19 protein-coding genes are annotated in these 17,504 nt (G+C 66.2%); 7 read left to right on the forward strand and 12 right to left on the reverse strand.

Translation table 11 applies throughout. The features are described from left to right. Positions 1-11 precede the first annotated feature (11 nt). A complete protein-coding gene (clpP, locus tag KBY57_RS00550; RefSeq protein ID WP_094560278.1) occupies positions 12-602 on the forward strand; it encodes an ATP-dependent Clp endopeptidase proteolytic subunit ClpP in 591 nt (196 codons plus the stop codon). A gap of 88 nt (positions 603-690) precedes the next feature. Here clpP and ftsH read toward each other — a convergent pair whose 3' ends face one another. The 4 genes from ftsH to pyk form a co-directional block, all read right to left on the reverse strand. Next, positions 691-2,646 carry an ATP-dependent zinc metalloprotease FtsH gene (gene ftsH / locus KBY57_RS00555; RefSeq protein ID WP_254993949.1) on the reverse strand — a complete coding sequence of 652 codons (1,956 nt, stop codon included), beginning with the start codon at positions 2,644-2,646 and terminating at the stop codon, positions 691-693. Positions 2,647-2,785: 139 nt separating this feature from the next. After that, on the reverse strand, positions 2,786-3,079 hold the full coding sequence (locus KBY57_RS00560; RefSeq protein WP_254993950.1) for a DUF1830 domain-containing protein: 294 nt from the start codon (positions 3,077-3,079) through the stop codon (positions 2,786-2,788). Positions 3,080-3,220: 141 nt separating this feature from the next. After that, a complete protein-coding gene (locus KBY57_RS00565; protein WP_254993951.1) occupies positions 3,221-4,450 on the reverse strand; it encodes an ABC transporter permease in 1,230 nt (409 codons plus the stop codon). 23 nt (positions 4,451-4,473) lie between these two features. Continuing rightward, positions 4,474-6,258 (reverse strand): pyruvate kinase, encoded by a 1,785-nt coding sequence (pyk, locus tag KBY57_RS00570; RefSeq protein ID WP_254993952.1) that lies wholly within the window; start codon positions 6,256-6,258, stop codon positions 4,474-4,476. Positions 6,259-6,315: 57 nt separating this feature from the next. On the opposite strand from pyk, the gene KBY57_RS00575 reads away from it, so the two are divergent. Both KBY57_RS00575 and KBY57_RS00580 read left to right on the forward strand, forming a co-directional pair. Beyond that, entirely contained in the window at positions 6,316-6,645 is a 330-nt protein-coding gene (locus tag KBY57_RS00575; RefSeq protein ID WP_254993953.1) for a nucleoside triphosphate pyrophosphohydrolase family protein, read from the forward strand. Between the two features lie 8 nt (positions 6,646-6,653). Then, complete coding sequence (locus KBY57_RS00580) at positions 6,654-7,109, forward strand: hypothetical protein (RefSeq protein WP_409996377.1); 456 nt, start codon at positions 6,654-6,656, stop codon at positions 7,107-7,109. 12 nt (positions 7,110-7,121) lie between these two features. Here KBY57_RS00580 and KBY57_RS00585 read toward each other — a convergent pair whose 3' ends face one another. From KBY57_RS00585 to ilvA, 3 genes are read right to left on the reverse strand one after another with little or no spacing between them, the layout of a single operon-like run. Further along, the gene (locus KBY57_RS00585) at positions 7,122-7,409 is read right to left on the reverse strand and encodes a YggT family protein (protein ID WP_254993955.1); all 288 of its coding nucleotides are present in this window, start codon (positions 7,407-7,409) and stop codon (positions 7,122-7,124) included. 34 nt (positions 7,410-7,443) lie between these two features. Next, positions 7,444-8,055 carry an SMC-Scp complex subunit ScpB gene (gene scpB / locus KBY57_RS00590; protein ID WP_254993956.1) on the reverse strand — a complete coding sequence of 204 codons (612 nt, stop codon included), beginning with the start codon at positions 8,053-8,055 and terminating at the stop codon, positions 7,444-7,446. Between the two features lie 28 nt (positions 8,056-8,083). Beyond that, on the reverse strand, positions 8,084-9,655 hold the full coding sequence (gene ilvA, locus KBY57_RS00595) for a threonine ammonia-lyase, biosynthetic (RefSeq protein ID WP_254993957.1): 1,572 nt from the start codon (positions 9,653-9,655) through the stop codon (positions 8,084-8,086). A gap of 73 nt (positions 9,656-9,728) precedes the next feature. Here ilvA and dxs point away from each other — a divergent pair, with 73 nt between their 5' ends. Further along, entirely contained in the window at positions 9,729-11,657 is a 1,929-nt protein-coding gene (dxs, locus tag KBY57_RS00600) for a 1-deoxy-D-xylulose-5-phosphate synthase (protein ID WP_254993958.1), read from the forward strand. Between the two features lie 44 nt (positions 11,658-11,701). Then, positions 11,702-12,895 carry an NAD(P)/FAD-dependent oxidoreductase gene (locus tag KBY57_RS00605; protein ID WP_254993960.1) on the forward strand — a complete coding sequence of 398 codons (1,194 nt, stop codon included), beginning with the start codon at positions 11,702-11,704 and terminating at the stop codon, positions 12,893-12,895. Positions 12,896-12,923: 28 nt separating this feature from the next. Here KBY57_RS00605 and psaK read toward each other — a convergent pair whose 3' ends face one another. The 5 genes from psaK to KBY57_RS00630 form a co-directional block, all read right to left on the reverse strand. Further along, positions 12,924-13,181 (reverse strand): photosystem I reaction center subunit PsaK, encoded by a 258-nt coding sequence (gene psaK / locus KBY57_RS00610; protein ID WP_094560288.1) that lies wholly within the window; start codon positions 13,179-13,181, stop codon positions 12,924-12,926. Positions 13,182-13,247: 66 nt separating this feature from the next. Further along, positions 13,248-13,583 (reverse strand): DUF3593 domain-containing protein, encoded by a 336-nt coding sequence (locus KBY57_RS00615; RefSeq protein WP_254993961.1) that lies wholly within the window; start codon positions 13,581-13,583, stop codon positions 13,248-13,250. Further along, the gene (locus tag KBY57_RS00620; RefSeq protein ID WP_254993963.1) at positions 13,580-13,885 is read right to left on the reverse strand and encodes a DUF2499 domain-containing protein; all 306 of its coding nucleotides are present in this window, start codon (positions 13,883-13,885) and stop codon (positions 13,580-13,582) included. The genes KBY57_RS00615 and KBY57_RS00620 overlap by 4 nt, the downstream gene beginning before the upstream one ends. Before the next feature lie 4 nt (positions 13,886-13,889). Continuing rightward, a complete protein-coding gene (locus tag KBY57_RS00625) occupies positions 13,890-14,753 on the reverse strand; it encodes a hypothetical protein (RefSeq protein ID WP_254993964.1) in 864 nt (287 codons plus the stop codon). 12 nt (positions 14,754-14,765) lie between these two features. After that, a complete protein-coding gene (locus tag KBY57_RS00630; RefSeq protein WP_254993965.1) occupies positions 14,766-15,722 on the reverse strand; it encodes a sulfotransferase domain-containing protein in 957 nt (318 codons plus the stop codon). Between the two features lie 127 nt (positions 15,723-15,849). On the opposite strand from KBY57_RS00630, the gene csaB reads away from it, so the two are divergent. Together csaB and KBY57_RS00640 are read left to right on the forward strand one after the other, a co-directional pair. Further along, positions 15,850-16,929, forward strand: coding sequence for a polysaccharide pyruvyl transferase CsaB (gene csaB / locus KBY57_RS00635; RefSeq protein ID WP_254993966.1), 1,080 nt, complete (start codon positions 15,850-15,852; stop codon positions 16,927-16,929). Positions 16,930-16,937: 8 nt separating this feature from the next. After that, positions 16,938-17,501: a hypothetical protein gene (locus tag KBY57_RS00640; RefSeq protein ID WP_254993967.1), complete on the forward strand. Its 564-nt coding sequence runs from the start codon at positions 16,938-16,940 to the stop codon at positions 17,499-17,501. Positions 17,502-17,504 lie beyond the last annotated feature (3 nt).

Below are 17,504 nucleotides of genomic sequence, written 5' to 3' on the forward strand. Positions count from 1 at the left end.
GCAACAGCTCCATGATCCCGATCGTGATTGAAGAGTCGGGCCGGGGTGAACGCGCATTCGACATCTATTCCCGTCTGTTGCGGGAGCGAATCATCTTCCTGGGCGAGCCGGTCACATCGGAGTCGGCCAACCGCGTGGTAGCCCAGCTTTTGTTTCTGGAAGCGGAAGATCCGGAGAAAGACATCTTCCTCTACATCAACTCCCCCGGCGGATCGGTGTACGACGGCCTCGGCATCTTCGACACGATGCAACACATCAAGCCCGATGTGCAAACCGTTTGCGTGGGCCTGGCCGCCTCGATGGGAGCCTTCCTGCTTTGCGCCGGCACCAAGGGCAAGCGGAGCAGCCTCACCCACTCGCGGATCATGATTCACCAGCCCCTGGGCGGTGCCCGCGGCCAGGCCAGCGACATCCGCATCCAGGCCGACGAGATTCTTTATCTCAAAAAGAAGCTCAACACGGAACTCGCCGATCGCACCGGCCAGCCCCTGCCGCGCATCGAAGAGGACACCGACCGCGACTTCTTCATGTCGCCTGCTGAGGCGGTGGAGTATGGCCTGATCGACAAGGTGATCGAAAAGCGGCCCGTTCGGCCCGTTTGACGTGCCGCTTCGGCCGGTCTGAGCACCAGCGTCCACCGATCACGTGCCCCTCCCGAGGATGAGCCTCGGGAGGGGCTTTTGGGTTGGTTTAGGCAGCCGGGGCTGGTTCTTGCTGAACCGGATCAGACAGCAGGGGCGAGAAGCGCTCCTTCTCGGGGACTGTGGTGAATTCGGCAACGATGGCGCGGAACTCTTCACCATCGAGTGTTTCCTTCTCGATCAGGAGCTCCACCACCCGGTCCATGCAGGCGCGATGCTCCCCCACCAGCTTCACCGTGTCGGCGTAGCAGCTCTGCACGATCTCACGCACGGCGTCGTCGATCTTGCTGGCAAGACGATCGGAGCCGTCGCTGCGGGTCATCAGGTCGCGGCCGAGGAACACCTCTTGGTTGCCCGCTTCAAACGACACCTGACCGAGGTCACTCATGCCGAAGCGCGTCACCATCTGGCGGGCGATCGAGGCCACCTGCTGGATGTCGCCGCCAGCACCGGTGGTGACCTCCGCATAGCCGAACACCACATCTTCAGCAGCGCGGCCGCCCAGGGCGCCCATGATCCTTGCCCGCAGCTGGGCCCGGCTCACCAGCATCTGCTCCTCATCGGGGGAGAACCAGGTGAGGCCCTGGGCCTGACCCCGGGGGATCAGCGTCACTTTCTGCACCGGGTCGTGGGCCTGCACCAGGGTGCCCACCAGGGCATGGCCCACTTCGTGGTAAGCGATCAGCCGCTTGCTGCGACCGTCGGTGAGCGGCTTGCCCTCCATGCCGGCGATCACCCGATCTACGGCATCGTCGATCTCGGCCAGGGTGGTGGCTTCCTTGCGGCGGCGGGCGGTGAGGATCGCCGCTTCGTTGAGCAGGTTGGCCAGGTCGGCGCCTGAGAAGCCAGGGGTGCGGCGAGCTACGGCTTCGAGGCTCACATCCGGTGCCAGCTTTTTGTTGCGGCTGTGCACATTCAGGATCGACAGGCGCCCCTTGATGTCGGGCACGTCCACCTGCACCTGACGGTCAAAGCGGCCGGGGCGCAGCAGCGCCGAATCGAGCACGTCGGCCCGGTTGGTGGCGGCAATGATGATGATGCCGCTGTTGCCCTCGAAGCCATCCATCTCCGTCAGGAGCTGGTTGAGGGTCTGCTCCCGTTCGTCGTTCCCACCTCCCACGCCGGCACCACGCTGGCGGCCCACCGCATCGATTTCGTCGATGAAGATCAGGCAGGGGCTGTTTTCCTTGGCCCGCTTGAACAGGTCGCGCACACGGCTGGCACCCACGCCGACGAACATCTCCACAAATTCCGAACCGGAGAGGGAGAAGAAGGGCACGCCGGCCTCGCCGGCAATGGCCTTGGCCAGAAGGGTTTTGCCGGTGCCTGGAGGGCCAACCAGCAGCACACCCTTGGGAATCTTGGCGCCTACAGAAGTGAAGCGCTCCGGGGTTTTCAGGAAGGTCACCACCTCCTGGAGGTCTTGTTTGGCTTCTTCCACACCGGCCACGTCGTCGAATTTGACGCCGGTTTCGGCCTCCATCGCAAAGCGGGCCTTGGTCTTGCCGAACTGCATCGCCTGGCCGGGGCCGCCAGGCATGCCGTTACCGCGACGGGCCAGGAACACCAGCGAGCCGATGAGGAGCAGCGGGAACAGAAGATTGCCCAGCAATCCCAGCGCCGGAGGGGCGGTCTTGGGCGGATGGATGTCGAAGCTGATGCCCTGATCCTTCAGCTTGTTCACCAGCTCCGGCGCCACGCCGGGAAGATCCACCCGCAGCCGCTGCACCCGGTTGTCGAGGTCGGGATCCACCGCCTCGATCACGGCGCTGCGGCCGCCATCAAAGATGTCCACGGCCGTTACGCGTCCGGCGTCGACGTAGTCAAGGAAGCGGCCGTAGCTCATCCGGGCCACCGCCGCATTACGGGGCGCAACGGTGGGACTGGACGGATTATTGGGCTTGAAGCGGGCCGTGCCACCGCTGCTCAGCAACTGCCATCCGAGAAAGGCAACCACCGCCAGGGGCAGCAGCCAGAGAGCAATCAGACGCCAGCGCTGGTTCATAGCTGAGACACATTCTTAACAAGTGTAACGGCGCTGCGGACCGCTGTAGCTCAGCCGGAGGTGCGTGTTTCACGCTCCGTTGAACAGGGGCAAGTGAACAGGGAGCAGGCTGGCGCTCAATGCACCATCGAACCCGTCTTCAGCCTGCTTGCGGCCAGGGCACGTCGTTGCAGCTGGCACCGGCGAGGGCTTCGAGCTGGGCAGGACCGCTGGGTGGCTCGACCAGCAACTCCTGGGCCTGGACTGTTTCGACCAGTTCAGGACCGCCGAGGCCATGGGTCCAGATCTTGATCACGCTTTGCGGCGGGCATTGAAAGCTGAGCAGCTCAAAAGGAAACACCACCCGTTCGAGGAAAAACTGCTCGGGACCGACGCAGCGCAGGATCACCATGCGATCACTGGTGTTGCGGTAGCCGCACGACAGCAGAGTCAAGGCCAGTTCTGGCGAGGGCCCACCATGTAGCCATCGCTTCACGTGCGGGTTTGGTGACGAACGCCACGTTTTTGGGTTTTTAATAGTTTCTTCGGTTTTGCAGGCCGGCTGGGCTGGCGCAAGGGCGGTGGCCCGGCTGGCTCAGAGGCTGCGCAGGGCCACGATTGGATCCAGTCGGGCGGCGCGGCGGGCCGGCACCACGCCGAAGAAGAGGCCGATCGAGCCCGACAGCCCCACCGTGGCCAGCACCGTGGCAGCTCCGATCGTGGCGGGCAACGGCGTAACGGCGGCCACCACAACCACCGTGCCAATGCCCACGGCGCTGCCGATCACGCCGCCGAGGCTGGCCAGCACCAGCGACTCCACCAGAAACTGCAGCAGCACGTCGCCGCTGCGGGCGCCGAGGGCCTTGCGCAGGCCGATCTCCTCGGTGCGCTCGCTCACCGACACCAACATGATGTTCATGATGCCGATGCCGCCCACCAGCAGCGACACGGCGCCGATGGCCGCCAGCATCAAAGTGAGTCCGCCGGTGATCGTGCTCACGATCGTCAGGGCGTCCTTCTGGGATCGCACGGCGAAGTCGTCCTCCCGCAGGATGCGGTGCCGCTGGCGCAGCAGGTTGGTGATCTGAAAGCTCGCGGCTCCTGTGCTCTCTTCGTCGCGGGCCTCGACGCTGATGAAGTTGAGGTTGACGCCGTAGGTGGGATCGCGGCCGGAGAGTTTGCTCACCATCGTCGTGAGCGGCACGTAGGCGTTCTCGTCCTGGTTTTGGCCAAACACGGCCCCCTTGGGCTCCAGCACGCCGACCACCTCGAACAGCTGGTTGCGGATGCGCAGCTGGCGCCCCACCGGCGCCTTGCCGGGAAACATCTTGGTGCCCAGATCGGGCCCCACCACAGTGACGTTGCGGGCGCTGCTGAGGTCGCTGGCGGAGAAGAACCGGCCCTGGGCCACCTCAAACTGACGCACTGGCAGAAACTCGGGTGTCACCCCCGATACGGAGGCGGTGCTGCTGATGCCCCCGGCCTGAATCACCTCGCTCAGGGTGATCTGGGGCGCCACCCGTTTGACGCTGGGCACTTGCTCGGCGATCGCCTCGGCGTCTTCGAGCACGAGGGTTTTTGGGAAGTCGATGCCCTGGCGGCGGGTGTCGTTGTTGCCCGGCACCACAAACAACACATTGGCACCGAGGTTGCTGAGCTGGCCTTCGGCCAGGTTCTGGGCACCCCGCCCCACGCCCACCAAGGTGATCACGGAGGCGTTGCCGATCACGATGCCGAGCATCGTGAGCAGGCTGCGCAGCCGGTTGGCCCGCAGGGTGGTCAGAGCCATGCCCACGGTTTCACCGACGGGCAATTTCGAAGCCATGGGCACGTGCTGGGGCCGGTGCCCTAAACGATGGCGCTTCCGCCGTCCACGTTGTGGCTGCGGGCGCCGCGATGCACTTCCCCGCGGAGCAGATCCAGGGTCACGATCTCGCCCTGAAGCAGGCTGGCAAAGGCGTTGTCGACGCCCACAATCGCCGGAATGCCCGTGCGCTGGGCGATCACGGCCGCGTGGCTCTCCATGCCGTCGGCTTCGGCAATCACGGCCTTGGCTTTGCGAATCGCCTCGACGTAATCAGCCGAGGTTTCACGCACCACCAGGATCTCGCCCGACTGGATCGCCGCTGCTGCCTCGGGGCTATCCACGAGGCGGACCCGCCCGCTCACCGAGCCGTTGCCGATGCCGGTGCCCTTCGACAGCACGGCCGACACGATGCCGACCTTGATGAAGTCGGTGGAGCCGCTCACCCCGGAGAGGGTGCCAGCGGTTTGCACCACCAGGTCGCCGTCCTGCAGGAAGCCCAGCCCCCGGGCCATGCCCATGGCCAGGCTGAAGGTGCTGGTGGAGGAGCTTTGTTCCGCCACCAGCAGGGGATTCACTCCCCAGCAGAGCTGCAGCTGGCGGGCCACCTTCACCTCGCTGGTGATCGCCAGGATGGGCGTGCTGGGCCGAAACTTGCTGACGTTGCGGGCGGTCGAGCCGCCTTTGGTGAGGGGCAGGATCGCCGCGGCGTTGAGCTGGCGGGCAATGCTGCTCACCGCCTGGCAGATGGCGTTGGGAATGGTGGTGGCCATGTGGCTGTCGAGCACCCGCTGGGGGTAATCGCGCTCGATGCGCCTGGCGATCGTGGCCATCGTGGCCACCGCTTCCACAGGGAAATCCCCCACCGCGCTCTCGTTGGACAGCATCACGGCGTCGGTGCCGTCGAGAATGGCGTTGGCCACGTCGCTCACCTCGGCCCGGGTGGGGCGGGGGCAGCTCACCATCGAATCGAGCATCTGGGTGGCGGTGATCACCGGGATGCCGAGGCTGTTGGCCTTGCGGATCAACTCTTTCTGGAGCAGCGGCACCTCTTCGGCGGGCATCTCGACGCCCAGGTCGCCGCGGGCCACCATCACCCCGTCGCAAAGGGGCAGGATGTCGTCGATCTGGTCGATCGCCTCAAATTTTTCAATCTTGGCGACCACCGGGGTGCTGTGGCCGTGGCTGCGGATCAGCTCACGGATCTCGCGCATGTCCGAGGGGTTGCGCACGAAGCTGAGCGCCACCCAATCGACACCCTGTTGCAGGCCGAAGGCCAGGTCGATTCGGTCTTTTTCGGTGAGCGCTCGGATCGAGAGCTGCACGTCCGGGAAGTTGACGCCCTTGTTGTTGGAGAGCACGCCACCGACGGTGACGCTGCAGAACAGGGTTTGCTCGGGCTTGTCGACGCGCTCGACCAGCATTTCGACCCGGCCGTCATCCAGCAGGATGCGGCTGCCGGGCACGACCTCGTCGGCGAGGTTGTCGTAGGTGACAGTGGCAATCGATTGATTGCAAGCCACATCTCTCGAGGTGAGGGTGAAGGGATCACCCTTGGCCAGGGTGATGGGCCCATCGGCGAAACGGCCCAGGCGGATCTTGGGACCCTGCAGGTCCTGGAGGATGCCGATCTCGATACCCAGCTCGGTGGCGACCTGGCGGATCGTGGCGATCCGCGCGGCGTGCTCGCTGTGGTCCCCGTGGGAGAAATTGAGGCGGAAGGTGGTAGCGCCAGCGGCAATCAACTCGCGCAGGCGTTCCGGAGATTCCGTGGCGGGCCCGATCGTGGCCACGATCTTGGTGCGACGCATGAGATCGGGCTGGGGCATCAACACGCCATCAGACAGCTGGAAACTACCATCCAGGCCTGCAACGGGCTGCCGCAGTTGGACTTTCAGGCTTACCAACAGCGCTCCCGCGCCACCGCCCGCTATCCCGAGGCGGGCGCCAACCCCATTTATCCGACTCTGGGGCTGTGCGGTGAGGCCGGTGAGGTGGCCGACAAGGTCAAGAAGGTGATGCGCGACCAGAACGGCGAGTTCACCCCCGAGGTGATCGCCGCCCTGCAGCTGGAGCTGGGGGATGTGCTCTGGTACGTGGCCCAACTCGCCACCGAACTGGGCCTGGAGCTTGACCAGATCGCCCAGGCCAACCTCGACAAGCTGGCCAGCCGCGCCGCCCGTAACGTGATTGCAGGCAGTGGGGATACGCGGTGATCAGAGTCGTGCTGGCTCCTCTTCTGGTGGCGTTGTTGCTGCTTGTGCCCGGTCCTGCCTGGGCTGCCGAGCTGCAGGTCTCGCAGGTGAGTCTCGAGCCCTGTCCCGCCGAAGACGTTGGCGCTCAACCCGAGTTGCGGCGCCCCTCAGGCGCCAGCTGCTACGCCCTGCGCGGCACTGTGCTCAATCCGGGCCGCAAACCGGTGGTGGACACCGATGTGTTTGCCCTGATCGTCGATTCCAGCGGCGAGCCGGTGCTCCAGAACCGCACCCGCGTGGGGTCGATCGGCGACGTGCCCCCCGGCAGCTCCAGCTTTGCCCTGCGCCTGTCGGTGCCGGCGGGCACCCCAGGGCCCCTCAGCTTCCGCAACGTCAAGGCGCGTGGTTTCAGTGCACCAGTGCGCACCCGCGCCGGCATCGACGACGAATTGCTGCCGCTCGAGCAGGCCCTGGCCGACGAGTAACGCGGAATTCGATCAGTAACCGGCGCTCAGCACCGACACGCTGGCGCCTTCCAGCAGGCTCTGCACCAGTTGCAGGGCGATGAAGGCCACGATCGCCGACAGGTCGAGGCCGCCCAGGGGCGGGATCAGGCCGCGGAAGGCGTTGAGGTAGGGGTCGGTGATCGAACTCACCGTGGAGAGCAGCGGATTGCTCCAGTCGAGGTTGGGGAACCAGCTGAGCAGCACCCGCACCAGCAGCACCACGGTGTAGATGCTGAGGGTTTGGGCCAGCACCTGCAGCAGAAAACTCAGCGCGTCCATTGGTTCTCGTTGGCGGAATCTCGATCGGGAAACTCTAGGCAGCCTCGTCCCAGGCTTCATCCTGAGTAAGAGCCTGATCCTCAGCCTGATCTAGAGCTGGTTCGGGATCCACCACCTTGGCCTTGGCCGCCCTCGGACGGGGTTGCAGGTCGTCGGCCTTGACGGCAAAGGTGCGGTGGAATTTCTCGCTCAGGGTGAGCCAGTAGGAGCGACCCTCGCTCTGGCGCTTGCGCTCGATGAAGTTCTGGGCCAGGAGCTCCTTGATGTGGTCGTAGGCACCCGAACCCCGCAGCTCCACCAGATCCGACTGCAGGATCCGTTTCTTCAGCGCGATCGTGGCCAGGGTGCGCAGGGCAGCGGTGGAGAGGTCTACCGGCAGGAGGTTCTGCACCAGATCGCCCAGGCCGTCGCGCAGCTGCAGGCTGTAGCGGTTGCCCTCCTGGCGCACCTCCAGGGCAGTATCGCGGTGGGCGTAGTCGGTGATCAGGGTGATCAGCCCCAGCTCCGCCTCTTCCCGACTAACGGCGGCAATCTCGGCCAGCTCAGCGAGGCTCAGGGGGCGGCCCTTGAGATAGAGAATCGCCTCCATCCGGGCCGGCAGCGACAGACCCTGGATCGCCTCAGTGGCCGCTGCGCCTGTGTGCATGGCCGCACGGTACCGCAGGTGTTCGGGCTCAGGCCAGGGCTGGTAGGGGGGCGCTGCTGGGGCCGAGAAACAGCCGGTAGGCGGGGTTGTCGCTTTCATCCCAGTGCTGGTAGCCCAGGCCATTGAGAAAGGCCTGCCACTCGCCCCGCTCCGCCTGGGGCACCTGCACCCCCACCACGATCCGCCCCACATCGGCGCCGTGGTTGCGGTAATGAAAGATGCTGATGTTCCAGTTGGCGTGCAGGGCGTTGACGAACGCCATCAGGGCGCCGGGTTTTTCGGGAAACTCGAAGCGGTAGAGCAATTCCTCCCCCTGCTCCAGGGCGGGGCCAGCGCTGGCAGGCAGGCGCCCACCCACCATGTGGCGCAGGTGCAGCTTGGCCAATTCGTTGTTGGAGAGGTCGAGGCAGGGGAAGCCGGCGTCCTGCACGTCGTGGATCAGTTGCTGCTCGTCGTCGCTGCCGCTGGTCTGCACCCCCACGAAGATGTGGGCGACGCGGGGATCGGCCAGCCGATAGCTGAATTCGGTGAGGCTGCGCTGGCCCAGCACCCCACAGAAGCGCCGCAGGCTGCCGGTTTTCTCGGGGATCTCCACCGCCAGCATCGCCTCGCGGTCTTCGCCGATTTCGGTGCGTTCGGCCACGAAGCGCAGCCGATCGAAGTTCATGTTGGCGCCGCAGGCCACCGCCACCAGCGTCTGACCATGCAGGCCCTGCTGCAGCACATCCCGTTTCATGCCCGCCACCGCCAGGGCGCCGGCCGGCTCCAGGATCGAGCGGGTGTCCTCGAACACGTCCTTGATGGCGGCGCAGATGGCGTCGGTGTCGACGGTCACCATGCGATCCACGGTCTGGCGGGCCAAATCGAAGGTCAGCTCCCCCACCCGGCGCACGGCCACCCCATCGGCAAACAGACCCACCTGGTCGAGCTGCACCCGCTCGCCGGCGGCCAGCGAGCGGGTCATGGCATCGGCATCCACCGGCTCGACGCCCACGATCTGCACCTGGGGCCACAGGGTTTTGACGTAGGCGCCGATGCCGGCGATCAGGCCGCCACCGCCCACCGCCACATAAATCACATCCGGTGGGGAGGAGCACTGGCGCAGGATCTCCAGCCCGATCGTGCCCTGCCCGGCGATCACATCCGGATCATCAAAGGGGTGGATGAAGGTGAGCCCTCGCTCCGCTGCCAGTCGGGTGGCTTCGGTGCAGGCCGCGTCGTAGTTGTCGCCGTGCAGCACCACTTCGGCGCCGCGGGCAGCCACCGCTTTCACCTTCATCTCCGGTGTGGTCACCGGCATCACAATCACCGCCCGGCAGCCCAACTTCTGGGCCCCCAGCGCCACCCCCTGGGCGTGGTTGCCGGCGCTGGCGGCGATCACGCCGCGCTCCAGCTCCGCCGGCGAGAGGCCCGCCATCTTGTTGTAGGCCCCCCGCAGTTTGAAGCTGAACACGGGCTGCAGGTCTTCGCGCTTCAGCAGCACCCGGTTGTGCAGGCGCGCCGAGAGATTGGGGGCGGGATCAAGCGGCGACTCGATCGCCACGTCGTACACCCGCGCCCGCAGGATTCGCTGGAGATAGCTGTGGGGAGCCTCGCTCATGGCGCCAGTGTCGCAATCCGCACCGCCGGGCGGGATCCAAGGCCTAGATTGCACCCCACCTCCAGGGTTGTGCATGCATCTCAGCGAGCTGAATCACCCGAATCAGCTGCACGGCCTGAGCACGGCTGAGCTTGAAGCCATTGGCCGCCAGATCCGGGAGCGCCACCTGGAGGTGGTGAGCACCAGCGGCGGCCATCTGGGCCCGGGGTTGGGGGTGGTGGAGCTCACCCTGGCCTTGTATCAAACCCTCGATCTCGACCGCGACAAGGTAGTGTGGGATGTGGGCCACCAGGCCTACCCCCACAAGTTGTTGACGGGTCGCTACAAGGATTTCGACAGCCTGCGCCAGAAGGACGGTGTGGCGGGCTACCTGAAACGCTGTGAGAGTCGCTTCGACCATTTCGGCGCTGGCCACGCCAGCACGTCGATTTCAGCCGCCCTGGGCATGGCCCTGGCGCGGGATCGCCGCGGCGAAGACTTTAAATGCGTCGCCGTGATCGGCGATGGTGCCCTCACCGGCGGCATGGCCCTCGAAGCCATCAACCATGCCGGCCACCTGCCGAAAACCAAGCTGCTGGTGGTGCTGAACGACAACGACATGTCGATCAGTCCGCCGGTGGGAGCCCTCTCCACCTACCTCAACCGCATGCGGCTGAGCCCGCCGCTGCAGTTTCTGCAGGGCAACGCCGAAGAGGCGATTAAGCACCTGCCCTTCATGCACGGCGAGCTCCCCACCGAGCTCAAGACGCTCAAGGAGAGCATGAAGCGCCTGGCGGTGCCCAAGGTGGGTGCCGTGTTTGAGGAGCTGGGCTTCACCTACATCGGCCCGATCGATGGCCATGACATCGCCGGGATGGTGCGCACCTTCGAGCAGGCGCACCGCACCGAGGGGCCCGTTCTGGTGCACGTGGCCACCACCAAGGGCAAGGGTTATGCCTATGCCGAGGCCGACCAGGTGGGCTACCACGCCCAGAGCGCGTTTGATCTGGCCACCGGCAAGGCCTATCCCTCCAGCAAGCCGAAACCGCCCAGCTACAGCAAGGTGTTTGGCCAAACGCTGGTGACGCTGTGCGAGCAGGACCCCACCGTGGTGGGCATCACCGCCGCCATGGCCACGGGCACCGGTCTGGATCTTCTGGAGAAGGCCCTGCCCGATCAGTATTTCGATGTGGGCATCGCCGAACAGCACGCCGTCACCATGGCGGCTGGCATGGCCTGCGAAGGGCTCAAGCCGGTGGTGGCGATCTACAGCACCTTCCTGCAGCGCGCCTTCGACCAACTCATCCACGATGTGGGCATCCAGAACCTGCCCGTCACCTTCGTGCTGGACCGGGCCGGGATCGTGGGTGCCGACGGCCCCACCCATCAGGGCCAGTACGACATCAGCTACTTCCGCGCCATCCCCAACTTCACGGTGATGGCTCCCAAGGATGAGGCCGAGCTGCAGCGCATGCTCGTGACCTCAATTCACCACAGCGGCCCCTGCGCCCTGCGCATCCCCCGCGGCGAAGGCGAGGGCGTGCCTCTGGCGGAAGAGGGCTTTGAGCCCCTGGCGATCGGCCGCGGTGAGCTGCTCACCGATGGCGACGACCTGCTGATCGTGGCCTACGGCGCCATGGTGGCCCCGGCGATGGCCACCGCTGGATTGCTGCAGGAGAAGGGCATCCGCGCGGCGGTGATCAACGCCCGCTTCCTGCGGCCCCTCGATGAGGCGCTGATCCTGCCGATGGCCCAGCGCATCGGCAAAGTGGTGACCATGGAGGAGGGTGCCCTGGCGGGTGGCTTCGGTGCCGCGATGGTGGAAACCCTTGTCGACCACGACATGCTGGTGCCTGTGCTGCGCATTGGCATTCCCGATGTGCTCGTCGACCACGCCAGCCCCGACCAGAGCAAGCAGAGCCTCGGCCTCACCCCGCCTCAGATGGCTGATCGGATCCTGGAGCGCTTCGGTTCTCCCCGCCCCACCAATCTGGCGGCCGCCGGTCAGCCCGTTGCCGTCTGAGCCTCAGCGAGCGTTCCATCACTGCTGAGCCCGACCGCTGCGAGGTGCTGGTGGTGGGTGCCGGCCCGGCGGGTGCCGAGCTGGCCCGTTTGCTGGCCCTGGCGGGGGTGGATGTGTTGGTGGTGGATCGCCTGGCCGACCTCCGTCAGGCGGCCTTCAGCAGCGCGGCCCTGCCCTTGGCGGCGGTGGAGCGCTATGGCCTTCCGCCTGCGGTGGTGGCGGCCCGCTGGAGCGGCTGGCAACTGGTGGGCCCCGGAGCGCAGGGGCGTCAGTGGAGTGCCGACCAGCCGTTGGGGGCCGTGCTGGATTTCGGCGCCCTGCGCCAATGGCTGGCGGATCAGGCCCAGGGCTGGGGCGCCCGCCTGCAGCTCGGGGTCACGGCGCTGGGCTGGCAGCTCGAGGGGGAGGGGGCCTGCACCTGGGTGCGGGATGGTAGTGGTGGCCGCCGCGCCATCCGCAGCCGTTGGCTGGTGGATGCCAGTGGTGAGAGCCGTGCCCTGATCGGCGAGCCCAGCAGCTGCCCGGGCGATCCGCTGGTGGCTGGACTGGGGGTGGAGTGGTTGCTGCAGGTGAGTTCCGATGCCTACGCCGCCTGGGCGGATCGGCTCAGTTTTTTCCTGGGCAGCAACTGGGTGCAGCAGGGGTACGGCTGGGTGTTTCCGATGGGCCCGGGCCAGCTCAAGGTGGGGGTGTGCCGCTTGCACGACGGCCAACGGCGCCAACCGCCGCTTGGGCAGGAGTTGCAGGCCTTGCTGCAGCGCAGTGGCCTGGCGGGAGCGGTGGTGCTCGACCGCCATGGCGGCCGCATCCGCAGCACGCTGCGGCGCCGGGAAGCGCACCGCCAGGGGCCGCTGATCGGCCTGGGCGACGCTGTGAGCACCGCCAACCTGTTGGGCGGTGAAGGGATCCGCCACGCCCTGGCCAGTGCCCGGGTGCTGGCACCGCTGCTGCTGCAGGTGTGGGGCGATGGTGGAGGCCAGCGCGGTGATCGAGCCAAGCCGCTGGACCGCTACCCGGCTTTGCTGCGGCGGGAGCTGGGTTGGCGCTGGAGCCTGAGTGGCCGGTTGGCCAGGCGCACCTGGCTGGGCCTGGCCCATGCGCAAGCCGACCGACGCCTGGAGCGACTGCTGACGGGATTGCAAACCAAACGGGCGGAGGATCTCTCCGCCCTGCTGTTCGACTACCGCTTTGAGCGCTATGGGCTCAAGGCGTTGCCCTATCTGCTGGGGTGGCGTTGAACGCCAGACCTCAAACCGGGCTGACGATTCAAACCACGCCGCGGGAGGCCAGGCCGAGGATGGCGCCCATGCCGAGGATGTGACCCAGGCTCAGGGTGCCGAGCATGGCGCCATGGCCGAAGCCGCCAAACAGGCTGGGGCTGGGCAGCTGCAGGCCCACGTTGGGGTGCTTGATCGTGGCCTTGCCGATGGCAATGGCGATCACATTGCAGACGATCATCACCAGCGCCACCTTGGGCGACCAGGTGATCGTGGCGGGGGCCAGGGCCAGAAGCGGAGTGATCATGGAGCAAGTGCCGACGCCCCATCTTCCGGGCACCGTTGGCAATGCATCCCCCTGCTTAAGACTTGTTCATTCCCCTCCCTTCTGGGGGCGTGTGGTGACCGCGGCGCCCACACCGCTAAAGCCGAGCACCACCAGCAGGTTGGAAACGGTGAGCAGGGATTCGGCGCCCCCGTGGAGAGGATCCACGTTGGCGAGCAGGGCCCCATAGCGCAGCTGGGCGATCACGGCGGCACCGATGGTGACCGCCACAAACACCAGGGTGAACTGGAAGCCGCGCAGGGCCAGCTTGGGGAACCCCTCGATGCGACCCGCCCACCACAGAAAGGCCAGGTAGGGGAGCAGCGACAGGACAAACAGCGGCGTGGGATCGACGCCGGCCAGCCAGCTGAGTGGGCCGCTCATGGCGCTGCCTGCCGCTGTTGACGCAGCAGGTTCCAGGCGGCCAGGGCCAGGGTGCCGTTGCCGAGGGTGGTGAGCCCGGCCTGCAGCACCACCAGGCCTTGCAGCTCGGGGCTGTTGTCGAACAGGTGCCAGGTGCAGGCGGCCATGGCACTCACCAGGGCCGGCAGCATGGCCAGGCTCAGCCAGCGCCACCCCCCCTCCCGGCGGGCAACGCCCAGCCGTTGGATCGCCACCATCGCCACCACCCACTCGAGCACCGAGGTGACATGGATCCACCAGGTGGGCAGGGACAGGGCGTGCATGGGGTCAGTGGATGGCGATGAGCTGTGATTCGGAGCGTGACAGTTCGAGGATCTGCCGGCGGAGCAGTTCAACCAGTTGGGCAACAGCCGGCTCTTCCCGGTGTTCGTGCAACACCACCAGACTTTCCACGTAGTGAGACGGTACGGCCACCTTGACGCGGACGACGTCAATTTTGACGGCCAGGGCTTTGAGCATGAGGCTGTTGGCGAAATAAACAGGATCCGTGTCGGGGTGTCGCGCCCGTCTGCGGGTGCGAGCAGGCCGGAAGTGGTGCGCATAGAAGCCGCGGATGAACTGCTTCTGGGCGCGAGGGTTGAAGGGGAAGGTGGCGATGTGGCAATGGGTGCCGATCTCAGCCCTGCTGGGCTGGGTGATCCGGCTCACCCGTGCTTCAGGGCTCGTGACCAGATGGATCGGAGACTGGAACAGGTCGAACCAGGCAAATCGGGTGTCATTGCTGGCCGGCCGTTCCGGCAGGGTGGCCAGGCAGGCGTCAACCACCCGTTGCTCGAGCAGGTCGAGGCAGTGGTGGGCGGAGCCCAAGATGCTGAAGGGGTTGCTGATCCAGTGAGGAGGCAGGTTGTTGAACAGGGCATCGGAGCTCCAGTAAGGGGCCTGCAGGCGCAGGGCCTGCCGTCCCAGAAACCGGCAGCGTTGGTGCAGCTGCCGCTCAAGGCGGAGCAGCCGTGGGTCGCCCGTCATTTGCCAGGCTTCTGAGACGCGGTGCAGTTTGAGGTTGAAGGTGGCCAGGGTCTGCTGAACCCGACGCGACACGGTGCTCTGGTTGCAATGCGCGAGCTCACCGGCATGGCTGCCATTTCCGAGCCAGATCAGCAGATCGAGGGCCTCAAGGGCTTCCTCCGTCACCATTGCGTTCTGTTAGCACCGCTCACGTGCTAGCGACGCTTCTCTGTCGCCGCCATGCAGCCAGTTGTGACAGGCCGGGCTGAGGGCTTCCTGGCTGACACGGTCGTAGGCCTCGAGCTGATCCGGACGAAGGACGCCGCGCCAGCGGCCATTGGTGCCGCGGTAGAGGAATGTGGTCGCGCCGCCTTTCCAGAGACGCCCCCCGCAGGGCACGTAGCGATCGCTGTGGAGTCGCATGGCATCAAAGGCGACCGCAGCCGCCACCGTCTCGAGCCGCGGAGCATCGATCTCCATGCCGAGAAAGCTGGCAATCCTGGCGATCTGGGCCGGTAGATCGGCCTTGAGGTCGCTGTAGTGCAGCAGCAGGATGTTGGCCTGATGGTGGTGATCCCACCACGACTGCACGTTGTGAAAGAACGACCAGAAGGGCCAGCCATCCCGCTCCCAGGCCAGCCAACCGTTGTGCAACCAGCGATCAAAGAAGGTCTGCACGTCTGCCGGGGGGAGAGGGAAGGTCTCGCCCCGTTCGTTGGGTACCTGGTTGACCAGGGCATGGGCTTGATCGCTCCAGTTGAGGTAGTGATTCCAGAGCGACATCGCCACATCCCTTCCATCGCGTGCGATGTAGAGAAAACGCCGCTGGGGATCCCAGGGCAGGGCATCGAGGGGTAGGTGGCTTTTGATGAAACGGCGGTGGCGTTGCTGCTCCAGCGTCAGCGCAAAGCTGTCGAGATCGTGGTAATTGGCTTCCAGCCAGGGAGAGAGGTCAGCCAGAGGGGCCGCCAGTTCACCGTCAAACACCAGGTGGGCCACGATGGCTAGCAACCAGGTGGTGCCGCTCTTGTAGGGGCTGGCGATGACGATGTCGTCATCGCGGAGCGCGACATGATCCCAACGATGGCTGTCGAAGTGGTGGTTGTGAATGCGGCGTGTGCGCTGCGGATCTCCGCTCCCAGAGCTGATGGCCATCAATCTGCATCGATGCAGCGATCTGCATCGATGCAGCGATCTGCACCAATCTGTTTAGGTGCCATGCTGATCGGGCGGTGAGACCCGGCTCGTGCGCGAGACCAGACAGAAGACTGACCCGGCTCCGATGGGTCTGGTGACCACGACCCTGTCGCCCCGCAGGGTTTTGTTGTGCGGTTACTACGGGGAACACAACCTCGGTGATGACGCCTTGCTGGAGGTGCTGTTGAGCCAACTGCCTGCGGGGTGCCAGGCCGTGGTGACATCCCATGACGCTGCTTTGGTGCAAGAGCGCTTCGGAGTGGAGACGGTGCCACGCCGCAGCTTGCCGCTCGTGCTCAAGGCGCTGCGGCGCTGCGATGCCCTGGTGCTCGGCGGCGGCAGCCTGTTGCAGGATTCCACCAGTTTCCGCAGCTTGCTCTACTACGGCGCTCTGATTGCGGCGGCCCGGCTGGAAGGCAAGCCGGTGCTGCTCTGGGGCCAGGGTTTGGGTCCGCTTCGGCGCCGTCGCAGCAGGCTGTTGGTGGGCCGCCTGTTGCGCCTGGCCACGGCGATGAGCTGGCGGGATCCGGAGTCGGCGGCTCTGGCCAAGCGCCTCGGGCGCGAGGGCCCGGTGGGCAGTGATCCGGTGTGGGCCCTGCCAGCCCAGCCCTGGCGAGGGCGTGGTGGCCCCTTGGTGCTCTGTTTTCGGCCAACCGGTCTGCTGCAGGGAGCAGCCTGGCGCCCCTATCTCGAGGCCCTGGATCAACTGGCCCGCGAGCACGATCGCGAGGTGATCTGGTTGCCCTTCCACGCCACGCAGGACCGGGGCCTGCTGGAGCACTTGCGCCAGGGGCAACTGCTGCCGGCAGGCCTGGCGGCCCGCAGCCGGGAGGTGCTGGCGGAGCGGCCCATCGAAGCAATGGCGATGGGCAGTGGTGCCGGGCTGGTGGTGGCCATGCGCCTTCATGGCCTGATCCTGGCGGCCCTCTCCGGAGCGCCCTGCGCCGCCCTCAGTTACGACCCGAAAGTGGCCGCCGCCGCCTCTGCCCTGGGCTGCCCCTGCCACAGCCTGGATGCGGCAGCAGCGCCGGCCGAGCTGGTGGCCGCCTGGACGGCTGTGCTTGACAGGCCGCCGTCCAGCGCCCGGCTGGCGGAGCTCCGCCAGCAGACGGCGGTGCACCGACAACTGCTGGAGAGCCTGGACACCTGCTGCGGCTCTTGCTAGTAGGGGGCATGAGCGTTTCCGCTGGCACCGTTCTGCCGGTGCGTCAGTACTACGTGCAAACCGACAGTGCCGTGCCAGGCCAGGCCCATCGCATGTGCTTTTCCAGCACCTGCGCCATGGCCATCAAATACCTGCGCCCTGGGGCATTGCTGGGTATCAACGCCGACGACACCTACCTGCGCACCGTGCAGCGCTTTGGCGACACCACCTCGCCGACGGCCCAGATTTCGGCCTGCGCCCACTACGGCGTGCAGGCCCGCTTTGCCACCCATGGCACTCGCCAGGTGCTGCAGCGAGAGATCGAGGCCGGTTTTCCGGTGGGCGCTGGGTTTCTGCACCACGGGCCCAGCCATGCTCCCCGCGGAGGCGGTCACTGGATCCTGGCGATCGGCCATCAGCCCGCTGTGGGTGTGTTCAACGATCCCTATGGCGAACTCGACAATCCCGGTGGCGGTTACGTGCAGGTGGGCCGGGGCGGCCATGGCGTGCGCTACAGCTGGCGGCACTGGCTGCCGCGCTGGGAGGTGGAAGGCCCCGGCACGGGCTGGTTCATGACCTACCGGCTGGCCTGACGA

The organism is Cyanobium sp. Aljojuca 7D2, assembly GCF_024346415.1.
Classification (GTDB): domain Bacteria; phylum Cyanobacteriota; class Cyanobacteriia; order PCC-6307; family Cyanobiaceae; genus Cyanobium_A.

What these genes read in the sequence shown, in the direction of transcription:
- csaB (WP_254993966.1), top strand. Translation starts at nt 15,850, where the DNA reads ATGGGTCTGGTGACCACGACCCTGTCGCCCCGCAGGGTTTTGTTGTGC.
- KBY57_RS00615 (WP_254993961.1), bottom strand. Translation starts at nt 13,583, where the DNA reads ATGAGCGGCCCACTCAGCTGGCTGGCCGGCGTCGATCCCACGCCGCTG.
- ftsH (WP_254993949.1), bottom strand. Translation starts at nt 2,646, where the DNA reads ATGAACCAGCGCTGGCGTCTGATTGCTCTCTGGCTGCTGCCCCTGGCG.
- KBY57_RS00620 (WP_254993963.1), bottom strand. Translation starts at nt 13,885, where the DNA reads ATGCACGCCCTGTCCCTGCCCACCTGGTGGATCCATGTCACCTCGGTG.
- dxs (WP_254993958.1), top strand. Translation starts at nt 9,729, where the DNA reads ATGCATCTCAGCGAGCTGAATCACCCGAATCAGCTGCACGGCCTGAGC.
- KBY57_RS00640 (WP_254993967.1), top strand. Translation starts at nt 16,938, where the DNA reads ATGAGCGTTTCCGCTGGCACCGTTCTGCCGGTGCGTCAGTACTACGTG.
- ilvA (WP_254993957.1), bottom strand. Translation starts at nt 9,655, where the DNA reads ATGAGCGAGGCTCCCCACAGCTATCTCCAGCGAATCCTGCGGGCGCGG.
- KBY57_RS00585 (WP_254993955.1), bottom strand. Translation starts at nt 7,409, where the DNA reads ATGGACGCGCTGAGTTTTCTGCTGCAGGTGCTGGCCCAAACCCTCAGC.
- KBY57_RS00630 (WP_254993965.1), bottom strand. Translation starts at nt 15,722, where the DNA reads ATGGCCATCAGCTCTGGGAGCGGAGATCCGCAGCGCACACGCCGCATT.
- pyk (WP_254993952.1), bottom strand. Translation starts at nt 6,258, where the DNA reads ATGCCCCAGCCCGATCTCATGCGTCGCACCAAGATCGTGGCCACGATC.
- psaK (WP_094560288.1), bottom strand. Translation starts at nt 13,181, where the DNA reads ATGATCACTCCGCTTCTGGCCCTGGCCCCCGCCACGATCACCTGGTCG.
- clpP (WP_094560278.1), top strand. Translation starts at nt 12, where the DNA reads ATGATCCCGATCGTGATTGAAGAGTCGGGCCGGGGTGAACGCGCATTC.
- KBY57_RS00565 (WP_254993951.1), bottom strand. Translation starts at nt 4,450, where the DNA reads ATGGCTTCGAAATTGCCCGTCGGTGAAACCGTGGGCATGGCTCTGACC.
- scpB (WP_254993956.1), bottom strand. Translation starts at nt 8,055, where the DNA reads ATGCACACAGGCGCAGCGGCCACTGAGGCGATCCAGGGTCTGTCGCTG.